Origin of the sequence: Rhodococcus sp. EPR-147 (genome assembly GCF_001647185.1) — a bacterium.
Classification (GTDB): Bacteria; Actinomycetota; Actinomycetes; order Mycobacteriales; family Mycobacteriaceae; genus Rhodococcoides.
The window spans coordinates 1-15599 of the sequence record NZ_LVCU01000302.1; the positions used below are offsets into that span (position 1 = coordinate 1).

The window sequence follows — 15599 nt, forward strand, 5'->3', positions numbered from 1 at the left end:
CCGGCTGACGCTGATTTCCGTCGGCGGAATCGAGACCGAGGCGCAGGCGTGGGAACGCATCACTGCGGGCGCGTCACTGGTGCAGGGCTACACCGGGTTCATCTACGGCGGCCCGCTGTGGATCAAGAACATTCACCGGGGACTGGCAACTCGGCTCGAGGAACACGGCTTCGCCACGATCACCGATGCGGTGGGCTCGGCGAACAAGCCCTGAACCGTCGGGTGTCGGAACCGGTGTTCCGACACCCGACGTTCGAGCTCAGGCCTCGTAGATGCCGGTGAGGACCGCACGACCGATGGCGTGCGAGAACAGGTTGAAGCCGAGGTAGGCCGGGGTGGCCGTCTCGTCCACTTCGAGCCGTTCGACGTCCACCGCGTGAACCACGATGAAGTAGCGGTGCGGGCCGTGGCCTGCGGGCGGAGCAGCACCGATGTAGCGGAACAGACCGGCGTCGTTCTTGAGCGTCACCGCGGTGCTGGGCACCCCGGTCCCGCCGTCGTCGCCTGCGCCCGACACCAGCGATGTCGTCTCGACGGGGATGTTCGCCACTGCCCAGTGCCAGAAGCCGGATGCTGTCGGCGCGTCGGGGTCGTAGACGGTGACAGCGAAGCTCTTGGTGCCCTCGGGGAATCCGGACCAGGACAGCTGCGGAGAGTTGTCGTGCCCACCGGCTCCCATGATTCCACTGACCTGCTGAGCGGCCAATGTCTGGCCGTCCTCGACGTCCTCGGACGTCAACTCGAAGGATGGTAGGTCCGGAAGCGAGTCGTATGGGTTGTACGCCACGATGGTTCCTTTCGTATCAGCTGTGCAGCAAGAAGTGTTCGAGTACCTGTGTACCGAACTCCAACGATTCCACGGGTACTCGTTCGTCGATGCCGTGAAACAACGCCGCGAAATCCAGTTCCGGTGGCAACTTCAGCGGAGCGAAGCCGAAGCAGCGAATACCGATGCGCGCGAACGCTTTTGCGTCGGTTCCGCCGGACAGCATGTAGGGAACGGTTCGACCGTTCGGATCGTGTGCCAGGACTGCGTCGTTCATCGCGTCGACGAGATCGCCGTCGAACGTGGTCTCGTACGGTTCGAGTTTCGTGATCCATTCGCGTTCGACGTTCGGGCCGATCAACTCGTCGACCTCCTTCTCGAAGGCCGCCTGCCGCCCCGGCAGCACTCGGCAGTCCACCACTGCCGTCGCCGTCTGCGGAATCACGTTCGCCTTGTAGCCGGCCGAGAGCATCGTCGGGTTCGCGGTGTCGCGAAGGGTCGCTCCGACGATGCGGGCGATGCTGCCGAGTTTGAGCAGGGTGCCGTCGATGTCCGGTGACGTCGGGTCGAAATCGAGACCCGATTCCTCCGAGACCGCCTGCAGAAATTGCGAGACCGATTCGGTGAGCACCAGCGGAAACGTGTGATTGCCCAGTTTGGCCACTGCCTCGGCGAGGTACGTCACGGCGTTGTCGTCGTGCAGGAAGGATCCGTGTCCGGCGCGGGCCTTGGCCGTCAGCCGCATCCAGGCCAGGCTCTTCTCCGCCGTCTCGACCATGTAGAGCCGCTTCTCGGTGCCGTCCGGACGAGCGACGGTGAGCGAGAACCCGCCGACCTCACCGACCGCCTCGGTGACGCCCTCGAACAGATCGGGTCGGTTGTCGACCAACCAGTGCGATCCGTACTTGCCGCCCGCCTCCTCGTCCGCCAGGAACGCGAACAGGATGTCGCGGGGTGGGACGGTTCCGTTGGACTTGAATTGGCGGGCCAGCGCGAGAGCCATGCCGACCATGTCCTTCATGTCCACCGCGCCTCGGCCCCACACGTAACCGTCCTCGACGGCCCCGGAGAACGGATGCACGCTCCAGTCGGCCGGTTCGGCCGGTACGACATCCAGGTGTCCGTGGACCAGCAGCGCGCCGCGAGAGGAGTCCGCTCCGCGCAGCCACGCGAACACGTTGCCTCGACCCGGGGCACCGGACTCGACGTACTCCGTCTCGTAGCCCACTTCCTCGAGCTTGCTCGCCACCCACTCGGCGCATTCCTTCTCGCCGACGGTCGTGTCGAGTTCCCCCGTGTTCGAGGTGTCGAACCGGATGAGGGAACTGACGAGATCCACGACTTCGTCGAGGGCAACGGTGGCGTCGATATCGGTTGTGTTTCCGGGATTGCTCACATCGTTGGGCACACGTCGTTCCTACCACCAGAATCGGCTCCGGGCATCATGAGAAACGGCCTCGAGCATGAACTGACGTGGGGATTTGGGTTATCGGGAACCCGTCGGATAATCTTACGCAGCACACAGCGGCCGGCTGTGAAAGCAACAAAAGAATATGCGGCAGAGGTCGCACTTGTCCGAGTGGCGGAATGGCAGACGCGCTAGCTTGAGGTGCTAGTGTCCTATTAACGGACGTGGGGGTTCAAGTCCCCCCTCGGACACCGTCTGAAAGATGTAGTCAGACAAAGATTTTAACAGATCTGAGTTGAGACAGACGAAACTGACCCTGATTCTTCGGAATCGGGGTCTTTTTCGTTCTGCACTCGCTTTCGTTCGGCTCGAAGGGGCCGATGCTAGGAGACCGACGATGGACGCGATCGACCCGACCGATCTCGAGACGTGCCTGCGCGTGCTGAAGCAGGCCGCAGAGCTGGACAAGAACCATCCGGATTCGATCGCTGTGCAGCGCGCATCCGGTGCCATGTTCAAAGATCTCAAGCGTGCCCGACGCGTCGCGGCGCGCAACGCCGTCAACGCGGCCGACCGTGCCGTCGTCGCGGCAACCGCAACCGGATCCCCGGACCGAATCGACGACGAGACCGCAGGACTGTCCCTGACCTCCCGCGCCGAGGGAGACATCGCAGGCACTCTGATCAAGGCTCGCCCCTGCTACATCTGCAAGCAGCGCTACACCCACGTCGACTCGTTCTATCACCAGCTGTGCCCGGAGTGCGCGACGCTCAATCGAGGCAAACGCAACGCGCGAACCGATCTGTCCGGCCGGCGGGCGTTGCTGACCGGTGGTCGGGCGAAGATCGGGATGTACATCGCACTTCGACTGCTGCGCGACGGTGCCCACACGACCATCACCACCCGATTCCCCAACGATGCCGTGCGTCGCTTCGCCGCGATGGACGACAGTGACCAGTGGCTGCACCGTCTGCGCGTCGTCGGTATCGATCTTCGCGATCCGGCTCAGGTTGTGGCGCTCGCCGATTCGGTCGCGGCCGAGGGACCTCTGGACATTCTGATCAACAACGCCGCACAGACCGTCAAACGCTCCCCCGGTTCCTACAGCGCACTGGCCGATGCGGAAGCCGAACCGTTGCCCGCAGCCCTGACCGAGGGAGCGGGACCGGAGCGGATCACGTTCGGCAAGACCAGTGATGCGCACCCGGCGTCACTGGCGAGCTCGTTGCCCGCCACCGCGATCGGCGGCCGATCGACTGCTGCCCTGAGCGCGGACGACGTGGCCTCGCTCGCCATGGTCGCCGGCTCGGTCACGGCCGAGAGAATCGAGAGCGGGCTCGCCATCGATGCCGGGGGTCTGGTGCCCGATCTCGCCGAGACCAACAGCTGGATCCACACCGTCGAGCAGGTCGACCCTGTGGAACTGCTCGAGGTGCAGCTCTGCAATTCCGTCGCACCCTTCATCCTGGTCTCGCGGCTACGCACCGCGATGGAGGCCTCGGACGCGCGCCGCAAGTACGTGGTCAACGTCTCGGCCATGGAAGGCCAGTTCGGCCGCGCGTACAAGGGGCCGGGCCATCCCCACACCAACATGGCCAAGGCCGCGCTGAACATGCTGACGCGCACCAGCGCGAAGGAGATGCTCGAGAGCGGGATCCTGATGACCGCCGTCGACACCGGCTGGATCACCGACGAACGGCCACACCCCACCAAGATGCGGCTCGCCGACGAAGGTTTCCACGCTCCACTCGACCTGGTCGACGGTGCCGCCCGGGTGTACGACCCGATCGTGCAGGGCGAACTCGGAGTCGATCTGCACGGCTCGTTCCTCAAGGACTACCAGCCGTCACCCTGGTGATTTTCGCGTGCGTGCCCCTCGGCGAACATGGGCTGCGATACTCGTAAGCCGAAGTCGTTGCGCGCGAGCGAACGGCCCTTCTTCACGCACCGATAGGCGGGCACCATGGGCGAGGACGTCGAGCGCCGTAAGTTCACCAGGCAGGACAGGCACGAGTTTCGCCAGAAGGTGCAGGACTGTCTCGATGCCCTGGCGATCATGTTGGCCGATGAGACCTTCCACGTCGGTGAACCGCAGATAGGCATGGAGATCGAGCTCAATCTCGTCGACGACGACATGGAACCGTCGATGGCCAACGCGGCGGTGCTCGACGCCATCGCCGATCCCGACTATCAAACCGAGCTCGGCCAGTTCAACATCGAGATCAACGTCGACCCTCGGCCACTGCGCGGTGCCTCGATCGCCGAGTTGGAGACCGACCTGCGCAGATCGCTGAATGCAGCGGACGAACGCGCCCGCACCTCGGGTAGTCGGCTCGCCATGATCGGCATGCTCCCGACTCTGGACGAGGAGCACTTCGAGCACCGGTGGCTCTCGGCGAATCCGCGCTACGACCTGCTCAATCAGCAGATCTTCGCCGCTCGGGGCGAGGACATCGAACTGAAGATCGGCGGAGTTCGACTGCCCGGTGCCGCTGCCGCCGAGGATCTCGACATCGTGACCGACACGATCCTGCCCGAGGCGGCCTGCACGTCGGTTCAGCTGCACCTGCAGGTGGCTCCGGACGAGTTCGCGTCGTATTGGAATGCAGCGCAAGCCCTTTCGGGTGTACAGGTGGCGCTCGCCGCCAACTCGCCGTTCTTCGCCGGACGCGCGCTGTGGCACGAGACTCGCATTCCGCTGTTCGAGCAGGCCACCGACACCAGGCCGCAGGAGCTCAAGAATCAGGGTGTCCGACCGCGGGTGTGGTTCGGCGAACGATGGATCACCTCGATCTTCGATCTGTTCGAGGAGAATTCACGCTACTTCCCTGCGTTGCTGCCGGTCTGCAGCGAGGAGGATCCCAAGGCTGCGCTGGCCGAGGGCAAGACACCGTCGCTGTCCGAACTGCGCATGCACAACGGAACCGTCTACCGGTGGAACAGGCCGATCTACGACCGGTCCGGCGACGGCCATCACATCAGGCTGGAGAATCGCGTTCTGCCGGCCGGACCGTCGGTGGTGGACACTCTCGCCGACGCGGCGTTCTACTACGGAACCGTCCGCGCGCTGGCCGATGCCGACCGCCCGCTGTGGTCGCAGATGTCGTTCGACGCCGCCGAGGAGAACGTGCACTCCGCGGCCCGCGGCGGGTTCGATTCGATGCTCTACTGGCCCGAGGTGGGTTGGGTGAGTCCGCAGGAACTGGTGTTGCGTCGGCTGCTGCCCCTGGCCGACGCCGGATTGGCCGCCTACGGCGTGGACGCGGCGGTCCGCGACCGCTATCTGGGGGTGATCGAGGCGCGGTGCCTGGCCAAGCAGTCCGGCTCGGTGTGGCAGCGCAACGCCGTCGTCGCCCGCGAAAGCGCCGGTGAGAAGCGCGATAGAGCGCTTGCGGGAATGCTCGGTGATTACGTCACCCTCATGAATGCCGGAGAACCCGTGCACACCTGGACGAACTGACGGCGCGTCGACTCGCCGGGGTGACCCGCGTTAGTGTCGCTGGTATGAATTCGCCTGCATCCGACTCCCCCGATCGCACTCACGACATCGTCGTCTACGGCGTCACCGGCTTCGTCGGGAAATTGACGGCGAAGTACCTCGCCGAGCATGCACCGGCAGACACCCGCATCGCCCTCGCCGGGCGCTCTACGGCGAGGGTGGAGGCCGCCAGGAAAGAACTGGGCTCCAGGGCTCAGCAGTGGTCAGTTCTCGAGGCCGACGCAACCGACCTCGCATCGCTCGAGGCCATGGCCCGATCGACCCGAGTCGTCATCACCACGGTCGGTCCCTACGCCAAGTACGGCTTGGAATTGGCAACGGCGTGCGCCGAGGCCGGGACGGATTACGTCGACCTCACCGGCGAGGTCCTGTTCGCTCGCGAGAGCATCGATACCAACCACGAAATCGCTCAGCGCACCGGGGCCCGCATCGTTCACTCGTGCGGCTTCGATTCCATCCCGTCCGACATCGGCGTACACGCGCTGTACGAGGCCGTGACCGCAGACAACGCCGGTGAGCTGACCGACACGACCCTGGTGGTCACGTCGATGTCCGGCGGGGTCAGCGGCGGCACCATCGACTCGCTGCGCGGGCAGATCGAGGCGATGAAGAAGGACAAGCGGGCCCGACGCATCGCCGCGCGGCCGTACTCCCTCAGTCCCGACCGGGGCCTTGAGCCACAGCTCGGCCGTCAGCTCGACACCGTGCTGATCGACGGCAAGAAGATCGACCCGAGCCTGCGTGGCTGGAAAGCCCCGTTCGTGATGGCCTCGTACAACACGCGAGTCGTCCGGCGCACCAATGCACTTCGCGACTGGGCCTACGGAAAGCAGTTCCGCTACAGCGAGGTGATGAGTGTCGGCTCGTCGTTCGCCAGCCCCGTCCTCGCCGGTGCTCTGTCTGCCGGGCTCTTCGTCGGCGTGTCCGCGATGACTGTGCTTCCGGCCAAGGTGCTCGATCGCATTCTGCCCAAGCCGGGCACCGGCCCGAGTGAAAAAGCCCGTGAGAAGGGACATTTCACGGTCGACCTGTACACCCTCACCACGTCGGGGGCTCGCTACCGGGCTCGGGTCAAAGCTTCGGGAGACCCCGGCTACAAGGCCACCGCGGTCATGCTGGCGGAGTCGGCACTCGCACTCGTGTACGGCGGCGACGCCTTGCCGAAGGCCGCAGGAGTTCTCACTCCCGCCACCGCGATCGGTGACGTTCTCGTCGATCGTCTCAACGCTGCCGGCATGGAGATCTGGGCCAAGCGGAACTGATCGACGGCGAACTACGACCGCGGGGAGGCCGAGGACAGCTCGGAGTAGAGCTCCTCGGCCTCCTCGGTCGAGTCGACCTGTGGCGGTGAACCTTCCAACGGTTGGGTGGCCGACTCGCGCAGAAATCCGACGGCGACGAGGCCGATAACACCGCTCAGGACGAGGTAGTACGCAGGGATCATCGGGCTACCCGTTGCGCTGACCAACGCCGAGGTGACCAGCGGCGTCGTACCACCGAAGATCGACACCGACAGATTGAACCCGATCGACAGCGCCGCGTAGCGAATTCGGGTGGGAAACAGGGCCGGTAGCGTCGATGCGCTCGGTGCCGCGAAACATGCCAGCACGAGACCCAGCAGCACGCATGCGATCAGCGGCCCCATCCACCCACTGCTGCGCAGCAACAGGAAGCAGGGCACGGCGAGAACGATCTGCCCGACGGCGCCGAAGACGAACACCGGTTTGCGGCCGATTCGGTCGGTGAGCCGGCCGACACCCACGATGACGCTCACCACGACGAGCATCGCCGACAAGACGAGCAAATCGGCGCTGAGCTGACTGCGGCCGACGACCTCGGTGAAGTACGTGGGTAGATATGACGTCACCATGTAGTTGGTCACGTTGTACAGCAACACGATTCCCATGCAGATCAACAGAGCCCGCCAATGGTCGGTGAAGATCTTTCCGATCGACCTCCGGCCGCTCTCCTGCGCCTTGACCTTGCTGTCATGTTCGTCGAGTTGTTTGCGGAACGCAGGCGTGTCTTCCAGCTTGAGCCGCAGGTACAGCCCGATCAGACCCATCGGTCCTGCGACGAAGAACGGTATGCGCCAGCCCCATTCGACCATCGTGGCGTCACCCAACACCGCGTTGAGGATCGTCACCAGGCCCGAGCCCATGGCATAACCGACGAAAGTGCCGAAGTCGAGCCAACTACCGAGAAAACCACGACGCTTGTCCGGGGAGTACTCGGCGATGAACGTCGTGGCACCGCCGTACTCGCCGCCGGTGGAGAACCCTTGGACCAGCCGCGCGACGAGTAGGAGAATCGGTGCCCAGATCCCGATGGTCGCGTAACTGGGGATGAGTCCGACGGCCAGCGTGCCGATCGCCATCATGATCATCGTCGCGGCGAGTACCTTCTGCCGCCCGATTCGGTCCCCCAGCGGTCCGAAGAACAGGCCTCCGAGTGGACGGACGACGAACGCTGCCGCGAACGTGGCGAACGTCGAGATGAGCTGCACTGCGGGCGTGGCGTCGGGGTAGAACACCTTGCCCAACGTCGCGGCCAGGTAGCCGTACACACCGAAGTCGAACCACTCCATCGTGTTGCCGAGAGCAGCGGCCGACACCGCGCGCTTGAGCATCGGCTGATCCACGACGGTGATGCTCTCCTGCGAGAGCGCCGGCTTCCTCCGCATTCGGTTCGTGAACGCGTCGCGTCGAAGAAGCTGGACGTGTCGATGTCCCCACCGCGTGTGCTGCGGGGTTGTCTCAGGTTCTCGGGCTACGGTCATTCCAGCAACGTTAGCCAGACAAACGACATGATTTCAAACGGCCGAACTCGGTCTACCGCTGTTCCTCCAGGTGAACGGCAGGACGTCGAATATGGCACACCACGTTGACAATTGGAGCAATTCGGCCAATCCGGACAGAGGCCGTCGCGGGGCAACGACACGGATAGACGCACAGCTGGCAGGATGGACCCGTGCCGAACCACAACTACGGACTCACGGTGAACTGGACGGGCAACCGCGGCGTCGGTACCACCGGTGCCGCTGCCTACGATCGCGACCACACCGTCTCGGCACCCGGCAAGCCCGACCTCCACGCGAGCTCCGATCCGAGCTTTCGCGGCAATCCCGAGCGTTGGAATCCCGAGGAGATGCTCGTCGCCTCGCTGTCCAGTTGCCATATGCTGTGGTACCTCGGGCTCGCCGCGGCATCGGGAGTGGTCGTCACCGAATACACCGACTCCCCCACCGGAGTGATGACCGAGCAGTCCGACGGTTCGGGTCAGTTCGTGGAGGTCACCCTGGCTCCGGCCGTGACCGTCGTCGACCCGTCGATGGTGCCGCGGGCCGAGCGACTGCACGCATCGGCGTCTTCGAAGTGTTTCATCGCGCGGTCGGTCAATTTCCCGGTGCGACACATCCCGACGACGGAGGTGGCGTCGTGACCGTCCCCTTGATCGTCGACGTGGACACCGGAATCGACGATTCTCTCGCGTTGCTCTACTTGCTCGCCAGTGAGGATGCCGAGATCCTCGGCATCGCATCCACCGCGGGCAATGTGCCGGTGAACCAGGTTGCCGCGAACAATCTCGCCTGGCTCGACCTGTGCCGCGCGGGCGACGTCGAGGTCTCGCTCGGCGCACAGGTACCCCTCGTGGCACCACTGATGCCCACCGAGGACACCCACGGTCCGCAGGGCATCGGGTACGCGGAGCTTCCGGTGTCGACGCGGCCGCTGTCCGACCGGGACGCCACCACGATGTGGATCGAGCTGGTTCGTTCGCGGCCGGGCGAGATCACCGGATTGGTCACCGGTCCGCTGACCAATCTCGCTCTGGCGATCCGTCGGGATCCTGAGCTACCTCGACTGTTGAAGCGACTGGTGTTGATGGGCGGCGCATTTCAGCACCAGGGCAACACGACACCGACCAGCGAGTGGAACATCGCCGTCGACCCCGAGGCCGCCGCGGAAGTGTTCGCGGCCTTCTCCGGACTACCGCCGGAGCGCCATCCCATCGTCTGCGCGCTCGACATCACCGAGACCGTAGAGATGACCCCCGAACACATCCGGCGTCTTGCCGAACGCGCCGGAAGCATTCCGGCCGAATCGATCTCGTCGAGCGATGCTCCGGGTGTTCGATCGACCGCTTCGAACCCGATCGTGCGGCACTTCTCCGACGCGGTGCGGTTCTACCTGGAATTCCATCGCGATCACGATCAGGGATTCTTGGCACACATGCACGATCCGTTCGCGGCCGCGCTCGCGCTGGACGCGGACATCGCCACCTACCGACACGCGACCGTGGACGTCGAACTCGTCGGGACTCTCACGCGCGGAACGACAGTGGCCGACTGGCGCGGGATGTGGGGTCGAGAACCGAATGCCGCGATCGCGACCCGTACGGACCCGGAGGCATTCTTCGACCGCTTGATCGAGCGAGTCGGGGAACTCGCCGCCCGGCTCTACCCGGCCCCAGGGCCAAAAGAAGGAGCTTCAGGAATCGAACGCGTCGAGTAGTTCCTGCGCAGCCAGCGCGGCGGTCAGTGAACCGTCACGCACCCGGGCCTCGACGTCGCCGCGGATCGCCTTGACGGAGGGATTCTGCGCCAGCCTGCGCAGCAGCTGGTCGTTGACCATCGTCCACGTCCAATCGACCTGCTGCTTGCGACGCTTCTCGGCGAATTCGCCTGCGTCACTGAGCACTTGCTGATGGCGTAGCACGGTGTCCCAGTACTCGTCGAGACCGGTGCCCTCGATGGCGCTCATCGTCAACACCGGGGGCTTCCAGATAGCGTCGTGCGGATAGATCAGCCGCAGCGCGCCCGCCAACTCCCGCGCCGCGTTCTTCGCGTCGGTCGCGTGCTTGCCGTCGGCCTTGTTGACGGCCACCAGGTCGGCGAGCTCGAGAACGCCCTTCTTGATGCCCTGCAACTGATCTCCGGTGCGCGCAAGCGTCAGGAACGTGAAGCAGTCGACCATGTTCGCGACCGTCACCTCGGACTGCCCGACGCCCACCGTCTCCACCAGAATGACGTCGAAGCCTGCCGCTTCGAGGAGCACGATCGTCTCTCGCGTCGCACGTGCGACCCCGCCCAGGGTTCCCGACGTCGGAGACGGCCGAATGTACGCGTTCTCCTGCACCGCGAGACGCGACATCCGGGTCTTGTCACCCAGGATGGAACCACCGGTCCGCGTCGACGACGGATCGACGGCCAGCACCGCGACTCGGTGCCCCTTCTCGATCAACCGCATTCCGAGCGCGTCGATGAAGGTCGATTTGCCGACCCCCGGCACGCCGGTGATGCCGACTCGATGGGAGCCACCGGCATCGGGCAGCACCCGCAGCAGCAACTGCTGAGCCAGGTCTCGATGATCCGATCGGGTCGACTCGACCAAGGTGATAGCACGCGCCAAACCGGATCGCTCGTTCGCTCGGACAGCGTCGGCCACCGCATCGATGTCGATGGTTCGGCCTCTCGGCGACGCTGCACCGGTCGAGGAACTCGTGTTGTCGTTCGGAGAACCCATACTCAGGCGTTGGCCTCGCGTGGTGCGTGCCCGAGCGCAACGGACAGCTTCTCCACCAGGCCGATCGCTGCGTCGGCGATGACGGTGCCCGGAGGGAAGATCGCCGCAGCGCCCGCGGCGTACAGCTCGTCGAAATCGCCGGGTGGGATGACGCCACCGACGACGATCATGATGTCCTCGCGGCCGACGTCGGCCAAGGCCTGCCGCAGGGCGGGCACCAGCGTCAGGTGGCCTGCCGCCAGTGACGACACTCCGACGACGTGAACGTCGTTGTCGGCGGCCTGGCGGGCCACCTCCTCGGGGGTCTGGAACAGCGGGCCGACGTCCACGTCGAAGCCGATGTCCGCGAACGCCGTGGCGATGACCTTCTGACCACGGTCGTGCCCGTCCTGACCCATCTTGCACACCAGGACGCGAGGCCGACGGCCCTCGTCCTCGGCGAACTGCTCGACCAGCGTCGTGGCGCGGGTGATGTTCTCGGATTTGCCTGCCTCGTCGCGGTACACACCACTGATTGTCCGGATTTCGGCCTGATGGCGCCCGTAGACCTTCTCGAGCGCGTCGGAGATCTCGCCGACGGTGGCCATCTTGCGTGCCGCGTCGATGGCGAGGGCCAGCAGATTGTTCTCCATCCCCGGCTGATCCGACGCCGCAGCTCTGGTCAGGTTCGCCAGAGCGGCCTCGACCTCGGCGGTGTCCCGCTCGGCCCGCAACCGCTCGAGCTTTTCGATCTGCTCACGTCGAACCTTGGAGTTCTCGACCTTGAGCACCTCGATGGTGTCGGGCTCGTCGGGCACGTACTTGTTGACGCCCACCAGGGGCTGACGGCCGGAGTCGATACGCGCCTGGGTGCGGGCCGCCGCCTCCTCGATGCGTAGCTTGGGAATGCCCTCGCCGATGGCCTGAGCCATGCCGCCCGCTTCCTCGACCTCGGCGATGTGTGCCCGGGCCCGATTCGCGAGCTGATGAGTGAGCCACTCGACGTAGTGCGAGCCGCCCCACGGATCGATCGGGCGAACGGTGTTGGACTCCTGAGCGATGAGCAGCTGGGTGTTGCGGGCGATCCGCGCCGAGAAGTCCGTCGGCAGGGCGAGAGCCTCGTCGAGGGCGTTGGTGTGCAGCGACTGGGTGTGTCCCTGGGTTGCCGCCATCGCCTCCACACAGGTACGGGCGACGTTGTTGAACACGTCCTGTGCCGTCAACGACCAACCCGACGTCTGTGAATGAGTGCGCAGCGAACGGGATTTGGCGCTCTCGGGCTCGAACTGCTGGACGAGCTCGGCCCACAGCAGACGCCCGGCCCGAAGCTTGGCGACCTCCATGAAGAAGTTCATTCCGATGGCCCAGAAGAACGACAGTCGCGGCGCGAACGTATCGATGTCCATGCCCGCATCCAGACCGGCCCGGATGTACTCGACACCGTCCGCGAGGGTGTACGCGAGTTCGAGATCGGCAGTGGCTCCGGCTTCTTGGATGTGGTAGCCGGAGATGGAGATCGAGTTGTACTTGGGCATCTTCTCGCTGGTGTACGCGAAGATGTCCGAGATGATGCGCATCGACGGCTTGGGCGGATAGATGTAGGTGTTGCGCACCATGAACTCTTTGAGAATGTCGTTCTGGATGGTGCCGGCGAGCTTCTCCGGCCCGACGCCCTGCTCCTCGGCGGCCGCGACGTACAGCGCCAGGATCGGCAGCACCGCACCGTTCATGGTCATCGAGACCGAGACGCTGCCCAGGTCGATGCCGTCGAACAGCTGACGCATGTCGTAGATGGAATCGATGGCCACACCGGCCATTCCGACGTCACCCTGTACTCGCGGGTGATCGGAGTCGTAGCCGCGGTGGGTGGCCAGGTCGAACGCCACCGACAGACCCTTCTGGCCGGCCGCGAGGTTTCGACGATAGAACGCGTTGGACTCGGCCGCGGTGGAGAAGCCCGCGTACTGACGAATGGTCCACGGCTGGTTGACGTACATCGTGGGATACGGCCCGCGAAGGAACGGCGGGGCACCCGGGTAGCTGTGCAGCGGGTAGCCCTCGGCCTCGGCGGCGGCGCGATCGGCCTCGGTGAACACCGGCTTGACGTCGATGCCCTCGGGGGTGGACCACACCACCTGCTCGGGTGTGTAGAAGTTGGCCTTCGCGCCCTTCTCCACGTGAGCGTTGACGTCCTCGGCCGACGGCGGCGGCGGAGTCGGCTCGTCGGGATCGACCAGTGGCACCTCGGCGAAACTGCCGATGGTGTGCGAGATTCTGCGCTCGTCGGTATTCACTTCAGGCTCGCTCATCTCAGGCTCCCAGGGTGTCGAGAAGTTCGGTCAGCACGGCGACGGCGTCGACCTTCGCGGTCAGGAATCCATCGGGACGCGAGTCACCCTCGACGCCGGTGAAGATCTTCTCGGGACCGGCGAGCAGCACCTGCGTGACGCCTGCTGCCCGCAGTGCCTCCACGGCAGTGGCGGCCTCGTCGACGTACCTCTTGTCGGTTCCACACACCACCGCTATGTGAGCTCCGGACGCCTCCACTGCCCCGGCAACAGCCTCGACGGTCAGCGGACCCGGTTTGACGGCCTCGATCCCGCCCGACGCCAACAGATTCGACGCGAATGTCGTCCGGACGTTGTGTTCGGCAACGCTGCCCAGCGGTACCAGAAGCACGGTCGGCCGTGAATCATGCTGAGCCAGATGAACATCCGAGCGATCCCGCAAAGCTTCGAAAGCCCTGGCGTACCTGTACACGGTTGCCGAATCCTGCGGCTCGGTCTGCTCCGGGGTCAGTGGTGCCTCGGCCAGGTTGGGAAACTCGTTGACGCCGGTCAGCGGGGTCACTCGGTGAGCGATGTCGGAATCGCGTTCGGCGCGGGTCTTCTCGATCGCGGCCACGAGCGAACCGTCGGCGACGGCGGCACGGAATCCGCCCGACGCTTCGACGGTCTGGAAGAACTCCCAGGCCTTCGCGGCGACCGCAGCGGTCAGTTCTTCGATGTACCAGGACCCGGCACCCGGATCCAGGACCCGTCCGAGATGCGCCTCTTCGAGCAGCAGCAGCTGGGTGTTCCGGGCGATGCGGGCCGCGAACGTCTTCGACACCCCGGCTGCGCCGCCGTCGAGTGCCGCATCGAACGGGAGCACGGTCACCGCATCGGCGCCGCCCACTCCCGCGCCGAACGACGCCAGCGTGGTCCGCAGCATGTTCACCCACGGATCCCGCTGCGACATCATCGCCTCCGAGGTCACCGCGTGCTGAGGAGCGTCACCGGCGTCGGGGGCTCCGCAGACCTGCGCGATGCGCGCCCACAACGTGCGAGCGGCCCGGAACTTGGCGATGGTCTGGAACTGGTCGTCGGTGGCGGAGAATCGGAACTCGATCTGTCTCAGGGCATCCGAGATGCCGATACCGGCATCGGTCATGGACCGGAGGTACTCGAGGCCTGCGGCGATCGCAGCACCGAGCTCCTGCGCGTCGCCGCCTCCGAGATTGTGGAACACGGTGCCGTCGACGGTGATCGCACGAACCGTCTCGGTGCGACCGATCGATTCACGAACCAGTTCGAGTGCCTCGTCCATCTCGATCGACTCGGTTCCGCCCAACGGCGCTGTGAGAGTGGCCACGCCGAGCCGGATGTCAACTGCGGCGCGATCGTCGATATCGGCCGAGTCGAGCACCCCGAACACTGCTGCAGCTGCTGCCCGAACATCCCCGCGCGCATCGAGCGTCAGCGGTGCGAGCTCGAGAAACACTCCACCGAGAACCTCCGGGAGCGCAGTCGGATCCACACCACCGGTGCCGACCGTCAACCACAGAGCGCTGGTGCCGTTGGAGAGGGAATCGAGTATCTGCGTGTTGAGCGTCGACGCGTCGTCGGCGCCGTCGCCGCGGACCGAGCCGTGGCGGGTGCACACTTTCCAGCCGGCGTTGACGTCGCGGTGGGGGTCGCGGCCCCGCAAGTAGGGAAATTGCCCCGGCAGTGGACCTTCCGGGCGCTCGTCGAACGCGGTGTACAGCGGGGACACGGTGACCCCGTCGTACGTCGTCGAATCGAGTAGATGTTCGGCGTCGGCGGGCAGATCGGCCACCTCGACCCGACGAGATTTGGCCAGGACACCGGCCACTGCCTTCTGCCAGGCCGCATGAGCGCTGCGTGCGGCATCTTCGTGCGACGCGATGGACACGTGTGCTGCTCCCTCGGTTCGGCGGGTAGTCCTGCGCCCGACTTGAAGTGATGCTAACCCCACCGCCTTGCAGGTTATCGTGAGGATCACCTCACGTTCGGTAGGACGGCTGAGCTCTCGCACTCGCCGAAACAGCGAGGTGTCGTCTCGCGCCGGTACGCTTGCCCCTCGTGACCCGGCACCTGCGTGACGTTCGACTGATCGCGCTGCTGGCGGTTGTTGCCGTCT

11 protein-coding genes, 1 tRNA gene and 1 pseudogene are annotated in these 15599 nt (G+C 65.2%); 7 read left to right on the forward strand and 6 right to left on the reverse strand.

Annotated features, from left to right (window positions below; translation table 11 throughout):
- Positions 1-214 (forward strand): annotated as a pseudogene (locus A2J02_RS14430) (quinone-dependent dihydroorotate dehydrogenase); the annotation flags it as partial.
- Positions 215-259: 45 nt separating this feature from the next.
- On the opposite strand, the gene A2J02_RS14435 reads toward A2J02_RS14430, so the two are convergent.
- Positions 260-787 carry a YbhB/YbcL family Raf kinase inhibitor-like protein gene (locus A2J02_RS14435; RefSeq protein ID WP_068050809.1) on the reverse strand — a complete coding sequence of 176 codons (528 nt, stop codon included), beginning with the start codon at positions 785-787 and terminating at the stop codon, positions 260-262.
- Positions 788-803: 16 nt separating this feature from the next.
- Positions 804-2135 (reverse strand): M20/M25/M40 family metallo-hydrolase, encoded by a 1332-nt coding sequence (locus tag A2J02_RS14440; protein ID WP_082898618.1) that lies wholly within the window; start codon positions 2133-2135, stop codon positions 804-806.
- Positions 2136-2339: 204 nt separating this feature from the next.
- Here A2J02_RS14440 and A2J02_RS14445 point away from each other — a divergent pair.
- The 4 genes from A2J02_RS14445 (at position 2340) to A2J02_RS14460 (ending at position 6935) form a co-directional block, all read left to right on the forward strand.
- Positions 2340-2425 (forward strand) — tRNA-Leu (locus A2J02_RS14445).
- Positions 2426-2571: 146 nt separating this feature from the next.
- Positions 2572-4032, forward strand: a complete 1461-nt coding sequence (locus A2J02_RS14450; protein WP_068050810.1) for an SDR family NAD(P)-dependent oxidoreductase — start codon at positions 2572-2574, stop codon at positions 4030-4032.
- Positions 4033-4137: 105 nt separating this feature from the next.
- Entirely contained in the window at positions 4138-5634 is a 1497-nt protein-coding gene (locus A2J02_RS14455) for a glutamate-cysteine ligase family protein (protein ID WP_068050811.1), read from the forward strand.
- Between the two features lie 44 nt (positions 5635-5678).
- Positions 5679-6935, forward strand: a complete 1257-nt coding sequence (locus A2J02_RS14460) for a saccharopine dehydrogenase family protein (RefSeq protein ID WP_068050812.1) — start codon at positions 5679-5681, stop codon at positions 6933-6935.
- 11 nt (positions 6936-6946) lie between these two features.
- On the opposite strand, the gene proP is transcribed toward A2J02_RS14460, so the two are convergent.
- Positions 6947-8356, reverse strand: a complete 1410-nt coding sequence (gene proP, locus A2J02_RS14465) for a glycine betaine/L-proline transporter ProP (protein ID WP_231893711.1) — start codon at positions 8354-8356, stop codon at positions 6947-6949.
- Between the two features lie 287 nt (positions 8357-8643).
- Between proP and A2J02_RS14470 the strand changes: the two genes are divergently transcribed.
- Entirely contained in the window at positions 8644-9114 is a 471-nt protein-coding gene (locus A2J02_RS14470) for an OsmC family protein (RefSeq protein WP_068050814.1), read from the forward strand.
- Positions 9111-10187: a nucleoside hydrolase gene (locus A2J02_RS14475; protein ID WP_068050815.1), complete on the forward strand. Its 1077-nt coding sequence runs from the start codon at positions 9111-9113 to the stop codon at positions 10185-10187. The genes A2J02_RS14470 and A2J02_RS14475 overlap by 4 nt, the downstream gene beginning before the upstream one ends.
- On the opposite strand, the gene meaB is transcribed toward A2J02_RS14475, so the two are convergent.
- Genes meaB through mutA form a run of 3 tightly spaced genes read right to left on the reverse strand, consistent with a single transcriptional unit; the run spans position 10164 to position 15371 of the window.
- Positions 10164-11198 (reverse strand): methylmalonyl Co-A mutase-associated GTPase MeaB, encoded by a 1035-nt coding sequence (meaB, locus tag A2J02_RS14480; RefSeq protein ID WP_068050816.1) that lies wholly within the window; start codon positions 11196-11198, stop codon positions 10164-10166. The genes A2J02_RS14475 and meaB overlap by 24 nt on opposite strands.
- Before the next feature lie 2 nt (positions 11199-11200).
- A complete protein-coding gene (gene scpA / locus A2J02_RS14485; RefSeq protein WP_068050817.1) occupies positions 11201-13486 on the reverse strand; it encodes a methylmalonyl-CoA mutase in 2286 nt (761 codons plus the stop codon).
- A gap of 1 nt (position 13487) precedes the next feature.
- Complete coding sequence (gene mutA / locus A2J02_RS14490) at positions 13488-15371, reverse strand: methylmalonyl-CoA mutase small subunit (protein WP_068050818.1); 1884 nt, start codon at positions 15369-15371, stop codon at positions 13488-13490.
- Positions 15372-15599: the final 228 nt, after the last annotated feature.